This window comes from Natronorubrum amylolyticum, assembly GCF_052040145.1.
In the GTDB taxonomy this organism is placed as follows: Archaea; Halobacteriota; Halobacteria; order Halobacteriales; family Natrialbaceae; genus Natronorubrum.
This window is the reverse complement of sequence record NZ_JBPPFW010000003.1, coordinates 573,759-587,935: the sequence shown is the minus strand read 5'-3', so window position 1 is coordinate 587,935 and position 14,177 is coordinate 573,759. Positions and strand designations below refer to the sequence as shown.

The 14,177-nt window shown below is 64.1% G+C and carries 15 protein-coding genes and 2 tRNA genes; 7 read left to right on the top strand and 10 right to left on the bottom strand.

Annotated elements, in window-relative coordinates:
- Nucleotides 1-11: 11 nt before the first annotated feature.
- From ACSFDB_RS14300 to ACSFDB_RS14260, 9 genes are all read right to left on the bottom strand, one after another.
- Nucleotides 12-410 carry a 30S ribosomal protein S9 gene (locus ACSFDB_RS14300; RefSeq protein WP_090303602.1) on the bottom strand — a complete coding sequence of 133 codons (399 nt, stop codon included), beginning with the start codon at nt 408-410 and terminating at the stop codon, nt 12-14.
- On the bottom strand, nt 404-853 hold the full coding sequence (locus ACSFDB_RS14295) for a 50S ribosomal protein L13 (protein WP_090303603.1): 450 nt from the start codon (nt 851-853) through the stop codon (nt 404-406). Before ACSFDB_RS14295 ends, ACSFDB_RS14300 begins: the two co-directional genes overlap by 7 nt.
- Complete coding sequence (locus ACSFDB_RS14290; protein WP_006088589.1) at nt 850-1,203, bottom strand: 50S ribosomal protein L18e; 354 nt, start codon at nt 1,201-1,203, stop codon at nt 850-852. Before ACSFDB_RS14290 ends, ACSFDB_RS14295 begins: the two co-directional genes overlap by 4 nt.
- Before the next feature lie 150 nt (nt 1,204-1,353).
- A tRNA-Leu gene (locus ACSFDB_RS14285) sits at nt 1,354-1,438 on the bottom strand.
- Between the two features lie 132 nt (nt 1,439-1,570).
- Entirely contained in the window at nt 1,571-2,320 is a 750-nt protein-coding gene (locus ACSFDB_RS14280; protein ID WP_440771625.1) for a DNA-directed RNA polymerase subunit D, read from the bottom strand.
- Nucleotides 2,321-2,323: 3 nt separating this feature from the next.
- On the bottom strand, nt 2,324-2,713 hold the full coding sequence (locus ACSFDB_RS14275) for a 30S ribosomal protein S11 (protein WP_006088586.1): 390 nt from the start codon (nt 2,711-2,713) through the stop codon (nt 2,324-2,326).
- Nucleotide 2,714: 1 nt separating this feature from the next.
- Complete coding sequence (locus ACSFDB_RS14270; protein ID WP_090303605.1) at nt 2,715-3,236, bottom strand: 30S ribosomal protein S4; 522 nt, start codon at nt 3,234-3,236, stop codon at nt 2,715-2,717.
- On the bottom strand, nt 3,236-3,760 hold the full coding sequence (locus ACSFDB_RS14265) for a 30S ribosomal protein S13 (protein WP_006088584.1): 525 nt from the start codon (nt 3,758-3,760) through the stop codon (nt 3,236-3,238). The genes ACSFDB_RS14270 and ACSFDB_RS14265 overlap by 1 nt, the downstream gene beginning before the upstream one ends.
- Before the next feature lie 101 nt (nt 3,761-3,861).
- A tRNA-Ser gene (locus tag ACSFDB_RS14260) sits at nt 3,862-3,944 on the bottom strand.
- A 195-nt stretch (nt 3,945-4,139) separates the two neighbouring features.
- On the opposite strand from ACSFDB_RS14260, the gene ACSFDB_RS14255 reads away from it, so the two are divergent.
- From ACSFDB_RS14255 to ACSFDB_RS14240, 4 genes are all read left to right on the top strand, one after another.
- Nucleotides 4,140-6,137 carry an AMP-dependent synthetase/ligase gene (locus tag ACSFDB_RS14255; RefSeq protein WP_440771624.1) on the top strand — a complete coding sequence of 666 codons (1,998 nt, stop codon included), beginning with the start codon at nt 4,140-4,142 and terminating at the stop codon, nt 6,135-6,137.
- A 62-nt stretch (nt 6,138-6,199) separates the two neighbouring features.
- The gene (locus ACSFDB_RS14250) at nt 6,200-7,189 is read left to right on the top strand and encodes a DUF4129 domain-containing protein (RefSeq protein WP_440771623.1); all 990 of its coding nucleotides are present in this window, start codon (nt 6,200-6,202) and stop codon (nt 7,187-7,189) included.
- Nucleotides 7,186-9,225 carry a DUF58 domain-containing protein gene (locus ACSFDB_RS14245; RefSeq protein ID WP_440771622.1) on the top strand — a complete coding sequence of 680 codons (2,040 nt, stop codon included), beginning with the start codon at nt 7,186-7,188 and terminating at the stop codon, nt 9,223-9,225. The genes ACSFDB_RS14250 and ACSFDB_RS14245 overlap by 4 nt, the downstream gene beginning before the upstream one ends.
- Nucleotides 9,222-9,788, top strand: coding sequence for a DUF7519 family protein (locus ACSFDB_RS14240; protein ID WP_440771621.1), 567 nt, complete (start codon nt 9,222-9,224; stop codon nt 9,786-9,788). The genes ACSFDB_RS14245 and ACSFDB_RS14240 overlap by 4 nt, the downstream gene beginning before the upstream one ends.
- Before the next feature lie 33 nt (nt 9,789-9,821).
- Here ACSFDB_RS14240 and moaA read toward each other — a convergent pair whose 3' ends face one another.
- Nucleotides 9,822-10,841, bottom strand: a complete 1,020-nt coding sequence (moaA, locus tag ACSFDB_RS14235) for a GTP 3',8-cyclase MoaA (RefSeq protein WP_440771620.1) — start codon at nt 10,839-10,841, stop codon at nt 9,822-9,824.
- A 188-nt stretch (nt 10,842-11,029) separates the two neighbouring features.
- Here moaA and ACSFDB_RS14230 point away from each other — a divergent pair, with 188 nt between their 5' ends.
- From ACSFDB_RS14230 to ACSFDB_RS14220, 3 genes are all read left to right on the top strand, one after another.
- Nucleotides 11,030-11,695, top strand: coding sequence for a helix-turn-helix domain-containing protein (locus tag ACSFDB_RS14230; RefSeq protein WP_440771619.1), 666 nt, complete (start codon nt 11,030-11,032; stop codon nt 11,693-11,695).
- A gap of 95 nt (nt 11,696-11,790) precedes the next feature.
- Entirely contained in the window at nt 11,791-12,015 is a 225-nt protein-coding gene (locus tag ACSFDB_RS14225) for a hypothetical protein (protein WP_440771618.1), read from the top strand.
- Between the two features lie 630 nt (nt 12,016-12,645).
- Nucleotides 12,646-13,998: a Cdc6/Cdc18 family protein gene (locus ACSFDB_RS14220; RefSeq protein WP_440771617.1), complete on the top strand. Its 1,353-nt coding sequence runs from the start codon at nt 12,646-12,648 to the stop codon at nt 13,996-13,998.
- Nucleotides 13,999-14,177 lie beyond the last annotated feature (179 nt).

Genomic DNA, 14,177 nt, shown 5'->3' with positions numbered 1-14,177 from the left:
TCTGAATCACCTTAGCGGTAGGACTTCTGGTAGCGAGCCCGAGCGCCGGGGCCGCCCCACTTCTTCGGTTCGGACTGGCGAACGTCGTTGACCAGCAGCGACCGGTCGAACTCCATGTAGGCGTCGCGGAGTTCCGCATCGTTGCTGTGCTGGACGATGCCGCGTGCGATGGCGGTGCGGACGGCGTCGGCCTGTCCGCTGATTCCGCCACCCTCGACGCGAACGTCGATGTCCATCTCGCTGCGGAGGTCCTCGCCGGCGATGCGGAACGGCTCGAGCATCTTGAGGCGGGACATCTCCGGCTCGACCAGTTCGACCGGCTTGGAGTTGATTCGGACGCGACCCTCGCCCTCGCGAACGGTCGCGCGAGCGACGGCGGTCTTCTTCTTTCCACTCGTGTTCGTTACCATGTGACGTTAGCACCGAGTTGATCGGAAACTTCGCCCAGGTGGACGAAGCGGATGTTCGACAGGCGATCCAGCGACGTGTCCTCGAGAATCTCGGCCTCGCGGTCGTCGTCGTCCTCGTAGGGGTTGCCGACGTAGACGCGAACGTTCTCGAGCGCTTCGCGACCGCGCGTCTTCTTGTACGGCAACATCCCGCGAACGGACCGCTTGAAGATCGTGTCCGGTCGCTTCGGGTAGTAGGGTCCGCGGTCGGAGCCCAGCTGGATGCGCGTGCGGTAGTTCTCGAAGATATCCTCCTTGTCGCCGGTGATGACGGCGTCTTCGGCGTTGACGATCGCGATACGTTCGCCGTCGAGTGCGCGCTGTGCGACCTCGCTGGCGACGCGACCGAGAATGCAGTCGCCGGCGTCGACGACGACGTCCGCGTCGAACTCTGCGATACTCATCGAATCACCCGGACGTTGGATCCTTCGGGGTTCTCTTCGAGCAGTTGCTCGAGCGGTACTGGCTCGCCGACCTGATCGATCTTCGTCTCTGCGGACGAAGAGAAGTTGACGGCGGCCACGGTGACGTTCTTCTGTAGTGCGCCGGAGCCCAGCACTTTGCCGGGAACGACGACAGTCTCTTCTTCGCGTGCGTATCGCTCGATGCGGCCCAGGTTCACCTCTGCGTGGGTGCGTCGGGGCTTTTCGAGTCGATCCGCAACGTCTCGCCAGACGTCGGCGTCCGCTTTGCGGGACGTCGACTTCAGCTCGGCGATGAGATCGTTGAGCCTCGGGTTAGTTTTGCTACTCATTGGTTTCCTCCAAATACTGCGGGCTCGAGAGCGAGCACGTGCTCGCGTCCTCGAGCGGTCGTGGAATCGGTATCGGTTCGATCGAACCGACCGAGAGGTCGACCGCGATTGGTCGTGTCTCTCCGGATCGATCGACTGCTGAGAAGTGGATGCAGGGAGCAGGATTTGAACCTGCGGACTCCTACGAGACAGCGCCCTGAACGCTGCGCCGTTGGCCTGACTTGGCTATCCCTGCTCGCACTTCTGTCTATCCGTCGCCCCTTCAAACCCCTTTCGATTCCAGTGGACGACGCCGCGCCAGTCTCGTCGCTCGCGGCGCTGGCGAACGGGCGTTCGTCCGTGTGGGTGTGGGGGCGATGAATCATCGTTACAGCTGTACTGCGTCTTCGAGTTCGGTCGCACGCGCCTCGATCGAGTCGACGGCTCGCGTGACCAGTTCTTCGACGGTAAAGGAGCCGTCCGTCTCCACGCGGAAGACGAAGGCGTTCGGGACGTCCTCGACTTCGACCTGTTTACCGGGGTACCGGTTCGAGAGATCGTGGTCGAACTCGCTGGTCGGCACGAGCTCGCCGTCGTCCTCGATGACACCGCGAACGATCTGTGACTCCTGCTCTTCGAACTCCGGCAGGTCGTCGACGACCGACACGCGCTGGAGGTGTCGATAACCGACGGCGACACCGCCCTGGTGTTTCGCGTGGTTCTTTCCGCGTTCGAGCACGGCGTCGGCCTCGGCCTCGAGGCGCTGGCCGTCTTTGAGCTCGATGATCGGCACGTTGTCGTCCGCGGGCTGGACGAGGTCGTCGCTCGAGACGAGATCGCCCGAATAGGCGGTTGCCGGCCCTTCGACGTCGATCGAGAGCGTGACGGTGTCGTCCTCGACGAACTCGCCTTCCGGCGGGGTCGTCAGCGGGACGAGTCCGAGACGGAGCGCGAGTTGCTCGTCGAACATGACCGACGAGTTCTCGACGAAGCGAACTTCGTCGATCGCCATCGTCGGCACGTCAGCGACCATCGCGCGACGGATACCGTTGGCGAACGCGGGCGTCACGCCGCGGACGAGGAAGCGTGCGTCACGATCCTCGCGTTCGACGAACTCGACGTCGTACTCTGCTGTCATGGGTTAGTAGCCGCCCTTGCCTTTCGGTGCGCGCGATCCGTCGTGCGGAATCGGCGTGACGTCTTCGATGCGGCCGATCTCGATGCCGGCACGGGCGAGCGCGCGGATCGTCGCCTGTGCACCTGGACCGGGAGACTTCTGCAAGTTGCCGCCGGGGCCACGGACCCGAACGTGCAGGCCCGTGATGCCGGCCGCCTTGACCTCTTCGGCGATGGACTCGGCCATCTGCATGGCCGCGTACGGCGACGCCTCGTCGCGGTTCTGTTTGACCGCCGTCCCACCGGAGGACTTGGCGATCGTCTCCGCGCCCGTGAGGTCGGTCACGGTCATGACGGTGTTGTTGAACGATGCGTGTACGTGGGCAACGCCCCACTTGTCGTCGTCCTGGCTCATGTTATTGTCCCTCCGCTCGTTCCGGGTGGAGATCGTCCGCGAGTGGGCTGTTCTCGTCGAACGCGACGAGGTCCTCCTCGTCGACGTCGACGACGTACGACGGGATGCAGTGACGCTGCTCCCCGATCACGATGTGGCCGTGGATGATGAACTGACGCGCCTGCTGTGGCGTGTTCGCCAGTCCCTTGCGGTAGGCGACCGTCTGGAGTCGTCGCTCGAGGACGTCTTCGATCTCGAGCGACAGGATGTCGCCGAGTTCGTCGCCCTCGTCGAGGACGCCGACGCGTTTGAGCCGACCGAGGAACTCCTCGGAGCGGCGGATGACGACCTCGTCGTCCTGGGCCTGGCCGAGCAGCTCTCGAGCCTCGCGCCGGTAGGAGCGAAGCTCGGACTGTGCTCGCCAGAGCTCTTCTTTGTTCGCGAGTCCGTAGCGGTCGAGCAGGGAGTGCTCGGAGGCGATCCGTTCACCCTGATACGGGTGGTTCGGCGTCTCGTACTGTTTGGTGTCGGTTCCGAGCGGCATTATTCGTCATCCTCCTCTTCGGCGGCGGCTTCCTCCGCCTGCTCTTCGCGGATCTCTTCGACGTTGACTCCGATGGTGCCCTCCGTACGACCGGTGGACTTGGTTCGCTGACCGCGAACCTTCTGGCCGCGCTTGTGGCGCGAGCCCTTGTAGGAGTCGATCATCTTCATCCGGTTGATGTCGTGCTGACGGGTCAACTGGAGATCGTTGCCGATCTCGTGGGTCGTCTCCCCGGTGTAGAAGTCCGACTGGCGGTTAGCGAGCCACTCGGGCACTTCGTCAGCGTAGTTCTCTACCTGTTCGACGACGGTCTCGATGACGTCGTCGTCGAGTCGACCGAACGTCGCTGTTCGATCGACACCCGCTTCGTCGGCGATGAGTCGGGCGGTCCGTCGACCGATACCGTTCATCTCCGAGAGCGAGCGCTCGACGGACTTCGTCCCATCGAGGTCGGTCTGACCGATGCGGACGAAGTACCGAAGATCTTCGTCGTCCTGTTGTTCTTGAGGTTCTTCCTCGCTCATGTGTCGTGTATGGTTGTCTGGTCTGCGCGCGTTGCAAACGCAACTGGCGAAAGCACGCCAGCGTGTGTTGAATACTGGCGTCAGTTCGCCAGTATATCCGACGTTGTGGCGGGGATTCGAACCCCGGAGGCTTGACGCCACATGGTTAGCAACCATGCGCCTTGGGCCGCTTGGCTACCACAACACCGTGTCTCTATCATCGCCCTCCCGGACTCGGGGACTGCTCCCCTACACGTATTGCACCCGAATTTACCCCCGACGGGTACTTAAGCGCAACGAAAGGTGGCCGCCCGGAAGCAACGCTCCTCGCCTCGGCCGACTCTCGGTCGCCCGCAACTCTCACCTTTTATAATATGGGATCGGAAATTCCAGTATAGCCATGGATCTCTACGAGGCCGAAGCCGCGTTCGAACATCCGGTACTCGAGCTCGATACGCTAGCGGAGATGTTCGAAGCGAGCGTCGACCGAAACGGCGACCGACCAGCCCAGCGGTACAAGGGCGGCGTCTACGACCGATCGATCGCCAGCAGTGGAGACGAGACGCCGCTCGAGCCCGCACCCGACGGCGAGTACGCGACGATCACCTACGATCGAATGGGCGAACTCGTCCGCCGACTCGCGGCGGGCGTTCGCGATCTCGGTATCGCCGACGGCGAACGAGTGGGGATCTTCGCGGACACGCGCATGGAGTGGGCGCTGTCGGACTTCGCCATTTTGGCCGGCGGCGGCGTCGTGACGACCGTCTACAAGAGCTCCTCGCCCGACCAGATCCGCTACCTGCTCGACGACCCCGACGCCTCGGGCGTCGTCGTCGAGAACGAGACGCTCCTCGAGCGCGTCCTCGAGGTCGAAGACGATCTCTCCCTCGAGTTCATCGTCGTTCTCGACGCCCTCGAAAGCGACGAGTACGCGGACCGCGAGGGTATCCTCACGCTCGGTGATCTCTACCGCCGAGGGGCAGAACGATTCGACCGCGAGGAGTACGAATCGTGGCTCGAAAGTCGTGATATCGACGACCTCGCGAGCCTAATTTACACCAGCGGGACGACGGGACAGCCGAAAGGAGTTCAACTCACGCACAAAAACCTCCGTTCGAACATCAACCAGACCTACCGGCGGTACGGTCCGCGGCCGGACAAAGACGCGGACGATCCCACGATCGACGAGGAGACGCAGGTCCTCTCGTTCCTGCCGCTCGCACACGTCTTCGAACGCACCTGTGGCCACTTCATGCTCTTCGCGGCGGGCGGCTGCGTCGCCTACGCGGAGAGTCCCGAAACGCTCACCGAGGACCTCCCCGCGATTGCGCCGGACAGCATGACGAGCGTCCCGCGCGTCTACGAAAAACTGTACGACGGCATCCGGGAACGGGTCGGTCAGGACGAGGCGAAAGCCGACGTCTTCGAGTGGGCCGTCGACGTCGCCCGACGCTACCAGGCGGCCGACGACCCGAGCGACGAACTCGAGAGCGAACTGGCGAGCGCCGATCAACTGGTCTTCGCGGAGATCCGCGAGAGCATGGGCGGCAACATCGAGTCGCTCATCAGCGGCGGCGGCAGCCTCTCCCCGGAGCTCTGCCAGCTCTTTCACGGCATGGGGCTGCCCATCTACGAGGGCTACGGCATGACCGAGGCGTCGCCGGTCGTCGCGACGAACCCGCCGACGGACGCGCGCATCGGAACGATCGGTCCGGCGCTCTCCGGTCTCGAGACGACGATCGATAGCTCGGTCGTCGGCGACGACGATTTCGACGACGAGGGCGAGGTCGGCGAACTGCTCATCAGGGGGCCGAACGTCACCGCGGGCTACTGGAACAAGCCCGCCGCGACCGAGGGCGCCTTCACCGAGGACGAGAACGGGAACCGCTGGTTCCGAACCGGCGATATCGTCCACGAACGCCCCGACGGCTACCTCGTGTTCCGCGAGCGCACGAAGCAGCTCGTCGTGCTCTCGACCGGGAAGAACGTCGCGCCGGCACCCATCGAGGACGCCTTCGCCTCAATCGACGTCGTCGAACAGTGTCTGGTCGTCGGCGACGGCGAGAAGTTCGTCGGGGCTCTCCTCGTTCCGAACGTCGACGCGCTTCGGAGTCGAGCCGAGAGCGAGAGCGTCACCCTTCCTGACGACATCGAAGCGCTCGTCGAAGACGAGTGGGTGCTCGAGCAGGTCGAGGCGGCCGTCGACGACGTCAACGAGGCGTTCGAGTCCTACGAGACGATCAAGGCGTTCCGGCTGGTCCCCGAGGAGTTCACCGAGGCGAACGACCTCATGACGCCGACGATGAAGAAGAAACGCTCGAAGATCGAAGACCGGTACGACCACCTCGTCGAGGAGATCTACGCCGCCGACGAGGCGGTCGGCGGGAGTTCGGACTGATCCGACCCACCGCATCCGATGGGTCAATTTATTATCATACGGCCGTTAGCTGCCGGTAACTGGTGTCCCGATCGAGCCTCCTCCGTCGATTAGCTGTCGCCGCCTGCGCGATCGTCGCCATCGCGCTCGTGGCGGCAACTATCCGCTCGCCCCTCGAGACCGGCGGCGACGGCACGGGCGGCGGCAGCGGAGGCGGCGAGGGGGACGGCGTCGGTCAGCCGGCGCCGCCGGAGAGCGGCGGTGACGTTACCGTTCCGCCATTTCTCGAGTACCTGATCGTCCTGTTGCTCGTCATCTTCGCGCTCGCGCTCGTCTGGTATCTCCTCGCCCACCGACGCGAGGCGGTCAAGCTGATCGCGATCGGATTGGTCGTCCTCTCCGTCACGGCGGTACTGGTGTACGCCATGATGTCGGTGCTGCCGTTCGCCGCGGGCGAGTTCGAACCGCCGGAGCAGTTCTCGGAGAGCGGGGAAGGTGGGGACGGCGAGGGCTCGTCCGGCTCCGAGGAGGACACCTCGATCTCTACCGGTCCGATATTCGTCCTCTTAGCGCTGCTCACGGCTATCTTCCTCGGCGGACTGTTCCTCTCCCGTGAGTCCGGCGGGGCCGAGGACCGACGGTCCGGCTCCGATCTCGCGACCGATGACGCACGGATCGACGGAGAGACGACCGCCGCCGTCGGGACGGCCGCGGGAGCGGCGGCCGACCGACTCGAGGAGACCGACGAGTTCGACAACGCCGTCTACCGCGCTTGGAAGGAGATGACCGAGCCGCTCGAGGTCGCTCGACCCGACTCGAGCACGCCGCGGGAGTTCGCCCGCGCCGCGACCGACGTGGGGATGGACCGCACTGACGTCGACGAACTCACGCGGTTGTTCGAGGACGTCCGGTACGGCGACGCGCCGACCACGCCCGAGCGGGAGGCCCGGGCGATCGAGGTGCTCCGACGGATCGAAGCCGAGTACGCCGACGCTTCGGATGCGGACTCGAGCGACGGCCGAATCGATCCGCAGGCCGCCGAGGAGCATCGGTCCCGGGGTGAGAATCGGTGAACACCGCTCGCATCGCGGTCCTGTTCGGGAGCGTCGCGTTCCTCGCGGCGATCGGTACGGTCGTCGGGGTGTTCGATCTCGGGGTGACGAGCGAGACCATCGTCTTCGTCGGACTCGTCGCGCTCGGTATCGGGCTCGTCGGACTCTCCCGCGCACACGGCGATCACCATCACGCCGGGACGCCCGACCCCGAACAACGGACCGAGGTTCCGGTTCCCGGTCGGTCGCTCACCGACGCAGTCGATGGGTTTCGCGGAATGAAGTCGAGCGTCGTCGTCGACAGCAACCGGCTCACTGCCAAGCTCAGGACGGCTGCAATCGTTGCACTGACGCGCTTCGAGGGGCTCTCCGACGAGGAGGCGGTTCGACGCGTCGAGGACGGCACGTGGACCGACGACCGAACGGCGGCGGCATTCCTCTCGGAGTCCGAAGAGCTCCCATCGCGCTCGATCCGTCGACGACTGGCGGCCGTCGTTAGCCGGTCCGACGAAACCAGGTACCAGACCGGTATCCGACACGCGGTCGCCGCGATTGTCGCCGTCAGCACTGATCCGTTCGCCGACGAGGGCGAGAGTTCGAGTGACGAACCTGATCGGCGGGCTGCCGAATTCAATCGCCCCATCGACGACCGTAACCGATCGTCACTGTCCACGTACGGCCGCTCGTCCGTCTCGCACGCTCAGTCGCGGTCGAACCGCCGAACGACGACCGACTCGGTCGAGAACGTTACAGCCCGTCGTCCTCGCCCGACCGGTCACTGGTCCGGCGTCGGTGCCATCGCGCTCCTCGCCGTCGGTATCGGTGCCATCGCCGAATCCCCGGCCGTCGTCCTCGCCGGCGTCGTCGGCGTCGGCTACGCCGGCTTCGCCCACGCCACCGAGCCGCCGGCGCTCGACATCTCCCTCGAGCGGACGGTGAGCGACGACGATCCGGAACCTGGAGACGACCTCGAAGTCACCCTGACGATCACGAACGAGAGCGGCGCGTTCGTCCCCGACCTGCGGCTCGTCGACGGCGTCCCCCCGGGAATGGCGGTCACGGAGGGGACGAGCCGGCTCGGAACCGCGCTGCGACCGGGGGAGTCGGTGACGCTCGAGTACGCCGTGACCGCACGGCGAGGCAGCCACGCGTTCGACCCCGCGCTCGTGCTCACCCGCGATCTGTCGCGGTCGACGGAACGCGAGCAGTTCGTCGGCGCCGAGACGACGATCGTCTGCGAGCCGTCGATGCGTCCGCTGGCGTCGGCGGTGCCGCTCCGAGACGCGACGGCGGCTTATGCCGGCCGAATTCGAACCGCAGAGGGCGGTTCCGGAACGACGATCCACTCCGTCCGGGAGTACCGCAAGAGCGATCCGCTCAACCGGATCGACTGGAACCGCCGCGCCAAGACCGGCGACCTCGCAACCCTCGAGTTTCACGAAGAGCGGGCGGCTCGCGTGGTCGTGCTGGTCGACGCGCGGCTGGCCGCCTATTGCGCGCCGCGGCCCGATGCGGCCCACGCCGTCGATCGGTCGGTCGACGCCGCGGGACGGATCGGCGCGTCGCTGCTCGCGACGGGTGAAGCGGTCGGTCTCGCGGCCATCGGGCCGGTCAGTCGCGACGCAACTGGGCGGTCGACGGGCGATCCGTGCTGGCTCGCGCCGGGATCGGGACGCCACCACGAGGTGCAGTTTCGGGAGTCCCTCGCAACCCATCCCCAGTTCGCGACGCTCCCGCCGGAGGGCAACTGCCATTGGCGCCGACAGCTGCGGACGATTCGCCGGCAGCTCTCCGGCGACAGTCAGATCGTCTTCCTGACGCCGTTGTGTGATAACGCGTCCGTCGAAATCGCCCGACAGCTCGAGGCCCACGGCCATCCGGTGACCGTCGTGAGCCCGGATCCGACGGCCGATCGGACTGCCGGACAGCAGCTGTCACGGGTCGCCCGTCGGGTCCGAGCGATAGACCTCCAGCGAGCGGGGATTCCGGTCGTCGACTGGCCCGACGACGAGTCGCTGGATACCGTGTTCGCACGACATGCGGGTGGTCGTCGATGACCGAAGCCGGTGAGCGCGGAGCGGAGGTCACTCGGCGACCGACGGTCCTGCTGAGCATCGCCGCGGCCGTGGCTGTCTCAGTCGGCGTCCTCTCGACCGCCGTCGGTCCGTCCAGCGCGATCACAGTAGGTGCTGTCGGTGCGATTATCTTCGCCGCCGGACTCGTCCGGTCGCGTCAATCGGCGCTCGACGCCGGCGCGCTCGCTATCATCGCCGGTATCGTCATCGGAGGCCTCGAGCAAACGGCGGTCGAACCGACCGTCGTCGGAACGATCGCCGTCGTCGTCGCGTGGGATCTCGGCCACAGCGCCGTCGCCCTCGGCGACCAACTCGGCCGCGAAGCGCAAACGCGCAGACTCGAGGCGGTCCACGTCGTCTCGAGTCTCCTGATCGGGCTGTTCGCGGGGACGGTCGGCTACGCAGTGTACGTTGCGGGCGGCAACCAGCCGGTCGCCGCGGCCGTGTTGCTGTTGCTCGCCGCGATCCTGCTGGTCGTCGGTCTCGGAAGACGGCGCGATCGGTCCGTCATCGGGAATCGATCGGCTCTCTCGCGAAACCGATGAGCCGTCCGGAAAATCAGCTAGGGACGTCGAGCCTCAGATCTCCGCGTACTCGCCGACGTACTCGTCGTTGAGTTCCCACTCGCCGTCGCCGTTTTTGATCATGTACTCGCCGTAGTAGGGGACCCGGTTCGCGACGACGTCGCGGAACGCCTCGCGGATCTCGGGCTTGGTCATCTCGCCCATCGACTTCAGGTCGTCGTTGCGGTTGAGACAGCCTTTCAGGTAGCCCTCGTGGGTGACGCGGACGCGATGGCAGTTCGCACAGAACGTGGCGTTCTCGACTGGGTCGACGATTTCGACCATGCCGACGCCGGGCGAATTCGGCGTGAGTTCGTCGATATCCGCCGCGTCGCTGCCGCCGACCCAGTAGCGCTTCCGGTCGTGCATCTCGCGGTGTTCGATCTCGATTGCCTGCTCGGCCAGCCAGTCGTGGACGCGCTGGATGTCGATATTCCACTCCGGTTTGCCCGTCAGTTCGGGCATGTACTCGATCAACTGCAGCTGGAGTCCCTCGTTTTCCGCGACGTGATCGACCATCTCCGGCACGTAGCCCGCGGTGTGCTCGAAGACGACCATATTGAGTTTGACCGGGTCGAGGCCGGCCTCGAGCGCCGCGTCGACGCCCTCGAGCACCTTGTCGTAGGCCCCGCTCTTGGTCACCGCCGCAAAGTCCTCCGGATCGAGCGCGTCCTGAGAGACGTTGACCCGCTCGAGACCGGCGTCGACGAGGGCCTCGGCGCGACCCGGGAGGAAGGTCCCGTTGGTCGTCAGCGAGACCTCCATCTGGTCCGGCGTTCGCCGGATAATCTCCTCGAGATCCTGTCGGAGCATCGGTTCGCCGCCGGTGAACTTGACCGCGTCGACGTCGAACTCCGCGGCGACCTCGAGGAAGCGAACGACGTCGTCGGTCGACATCTCGTCGTCCTGTGGGTCCATCGGTCCGCGGGTGTCACCCAGTCCCTCGTTGTGACAGTAGACGCAGTCGAAGTTACACCGATCGGTGAGGGAAACCCGAACCCCGGTTACCTCCCGCCCGAACTCGTCGGTGAGCATACCACCCGATTGCAGGTGGATCCGCTTAAGCACGCTGGGTGTTCCCACGTTCACGTAACCGATTTCGGTTTCATTAGTGACAGACATCGGTCTATTTCTCCGCCTCCTCTCGGTACGAGGCCATCGGGGCGCAATCGGTCCCGGTTTCGAATCGATTACTATTTGGGATGGACGTGGTAGTGGCCGCCATGAGTACGATCGCAGAGTTGACGATCCCAGCCGAGGAGTTCGCACTCAGAGAGTCGCTCGAGACCACGGATTCCCTCGGCGTCGAGATCGAGCGCGTCGTCGCGTACGATCCCGAGTACGTCATGCCGTATGTCTGGTTCGAGGGTGATGAGTCGACCCTCGAAACGCTCGACGCCGCGCTCGCCGACGATCCAAGCGTCGACGAGTACGAGTTGCTCACCGACCTCGACGACGAACGACTCTACCGGCTGAACTGGGTGGACGACGTCACCGTCATCATCCACCTGTTGACCGAGGAGCAGGCGACGATCCTGGACGCGAGCGTCGAGGGGACCCACTGGCGGTTCCGAGTGCTCTTCCCCGAACGCGACTCGCTCTCGAGCACCTACGACTTCGCGACCGACCACGGGCTGACCGTCGATATCCGGAAGATCCACCAGCTCGAAGACGACAGACAAGGCCTCTACGGGCTGACCGACGCCCAGTACGAGACGCTGGTCGAAGCGCTCAATCGGGGCTACTACCAGATTCCTCGCGACATGGACATGGAGACGCTATCGGACGAACTCGATATCTCCCATCAAGCCCTCTCCGAGCGGCTCCGACGCGCCCACCAGACGCTCGTCCAAGAAGCCATCGACGTCGGCGCCGACGACGAGCGGTAATCACCGTTGTCGTCGCTCGAGCGACTTTTGATCAGTCGAGCAGAGCCGGAGCGGCCGGCGCAAGAACTACCCGACTGACCGTCGAACGCTATCGCATGGACGAGGACATGCTCGAGGACCAGCGCCGCCTCGTGGAGCTCATCGAAGCGGAGGGCTGGGACGTGACGGATCTCGAGATTTCGGCGTACGACAGCCCGTGGGCCGACGAGGACGACCCCGAGGCGACGGTGACGATCACGGCGCGAAAGCCGTACGAGAGCGAGGACGGTGACGGTAACGCGGACGATGAAGACGACGAGAATCCATTTCGGCTGAAGTAGACGTGTACGGGACGGCCTCGTCTAGGGGCTAACTCGGTCTCGGCGGGCACCTCAGATTTGTGGACCCTGTTTTTGGTTCCTTAACGCTCCGTGACTGCTTGGCTGATTGATTCGAGGAACGTAACATCTCCGTTCCGAGCTGTCTCTCACACTGTATTCGAAATGAAATTCCTTCTAGTAGCGTCTAGTCAGTCGACACTCACACACCGTGTTCGAAATGAAATCCGGCCTGCGTATCCGGTTTTTGTATCGTGAGCTGGCATCGATGATGGAAATACCGATTTAGCACGAGACTTCACGCAATTCATCTCGATTGGGGTGCTCGAACACCGGTCACAGGGCGCCTTATTTCGCTGTTGTCGGTCACCGGCCCCTCCATTTCCCCGTTTCATTTCGATCACGGTGTGGGACTGGTCCGATACTGCTAGTCGTTCCCTCGCCCTGCCAAGTTCATTACGACAACGGTGCCTTCATTTCGATCACGGTCTGTTTCGGCTTTCATTTCGCACACAGTGTCTTCATTTCGGAGACGGTGGACGTCGCAGCTTCATTTCGACTACGGACCCTTCATTACGACCACAGTCCACTCATTTCGAAAAAGGTATTGCAGCTTCGTGAGCAGTGCCGATAATGGATCAGGAGCCATCGACTGCTCGAGGAGACGGGAACGACGATGGGACGACCCACTCCCCCGAGTCGTCCATCGTCGATAGCATCCTCGATGGCGAACGGAAGACCGTCTTCGAGAACAAGCGACTCGTCGACTCGAATACGATCGTCGATCACGATCGGATCTACGGCCGCGACGAACAACTCGCAGCCGAAGCGCGCGCGTTTCGTGACACCCTCGACGGCGAACGCCCCCCGGATCTCTTACTGTACGGTCCGAGCGGGACCGGAAAAAGTCTCACCGTGAAAGCGGTCGCCGAGAAGGTGAAAGAACGCGCCACGCAGAACGAGATCGCCTTCGACTTCGTCGCCGTGAACTTCAAGACGATGGAGTCGCACTCGCTGGATCGCGCCGTCTGGAAACTCGGGCATCAGACCGCGAACAAAGCCGGAGTCGCGTGGGACATCCCGCGAAAAGGCGTCTCCACCGACGCGAAATACGTTCGGTTCTATGAGATCGTCGACCGACATTTCGACGCGCTCGTCTTTGTTCTCGACGAAATCGATGCGCTCACCGGTCGCGTCGGTGAAGACGAGCCCGCGTACTCCCGATTGCTGTACAGCCTGAGCCGAGTGATGGCCGAACAACACGTGGATACGCTTGTCTCGACGGTCGTGATCACCAACCATCCCAAGTTCCGCGAGAACCTCGATAGCCGGACCGATAGCTCGTACAATCCGACCGGGATCCACTTCTCCGACTACGACGCGACCGAACTCATCGAGATTCTCAACCGTCGACGCGACGCCTTCAAGGAGGGTGCGCTCGACGACGGCGTCATCGAGCTAGTCGCCGCGTACGGGGCGAAAAACGAGGGGGACGCACGGCGGGCGATCGACCTGCTTCGCGACGCGGGCGAAATCGCGAACCGAAACGGGGAGACGAAGGTCACGGAGCAACACGTCCACGCAGCCAACGATTCGGTCGTAAAAAATCGAGTGCTCGAGATGGTCGGCGGAATGACGCTCCAGAAGAAGCTCTCGCTCTATGCCGCGGCGGTCGTCGCGAACGTGAATAACGGGGCTGCTCCGAGTCCGGCAGTCTACACACTGTATCGAGAGATCTGTCAGCGCACCGATCGTGACGTCTACACCCAAGAGACCGTCAACAGCCACATCAACAAGGCGGGGACGTACGGCGTTCTCGAGAGCGAGCGAACGAGCGGCGGATTCAAAAGCGGCGTCCACCTCGTGTTCACGTTCACGGAACCGGTCGAGGCCGTCCTCGAAACGCTCGAGGAAGACGATACGTTCGACGAACTCGATCTATCGATCGCTCGCTCGATCGCACGCAACTCGCTCCGCGACTCGTGAGACGATCTGCTGTACCCGTTTCTCGGAGCGACCGCGAAGTCATCCTGCGGTCGCTCCGGAACCGACGTACGGCGGTCCGTCTGCGGTGCTCCACGTCGTACCCGACGGTAACTCTCGAGCCTGAGGCAGTAACTCCCGAGTCTAAGCGGTGATTCTCGAGTCGGAGGCAGTTCTCTCGT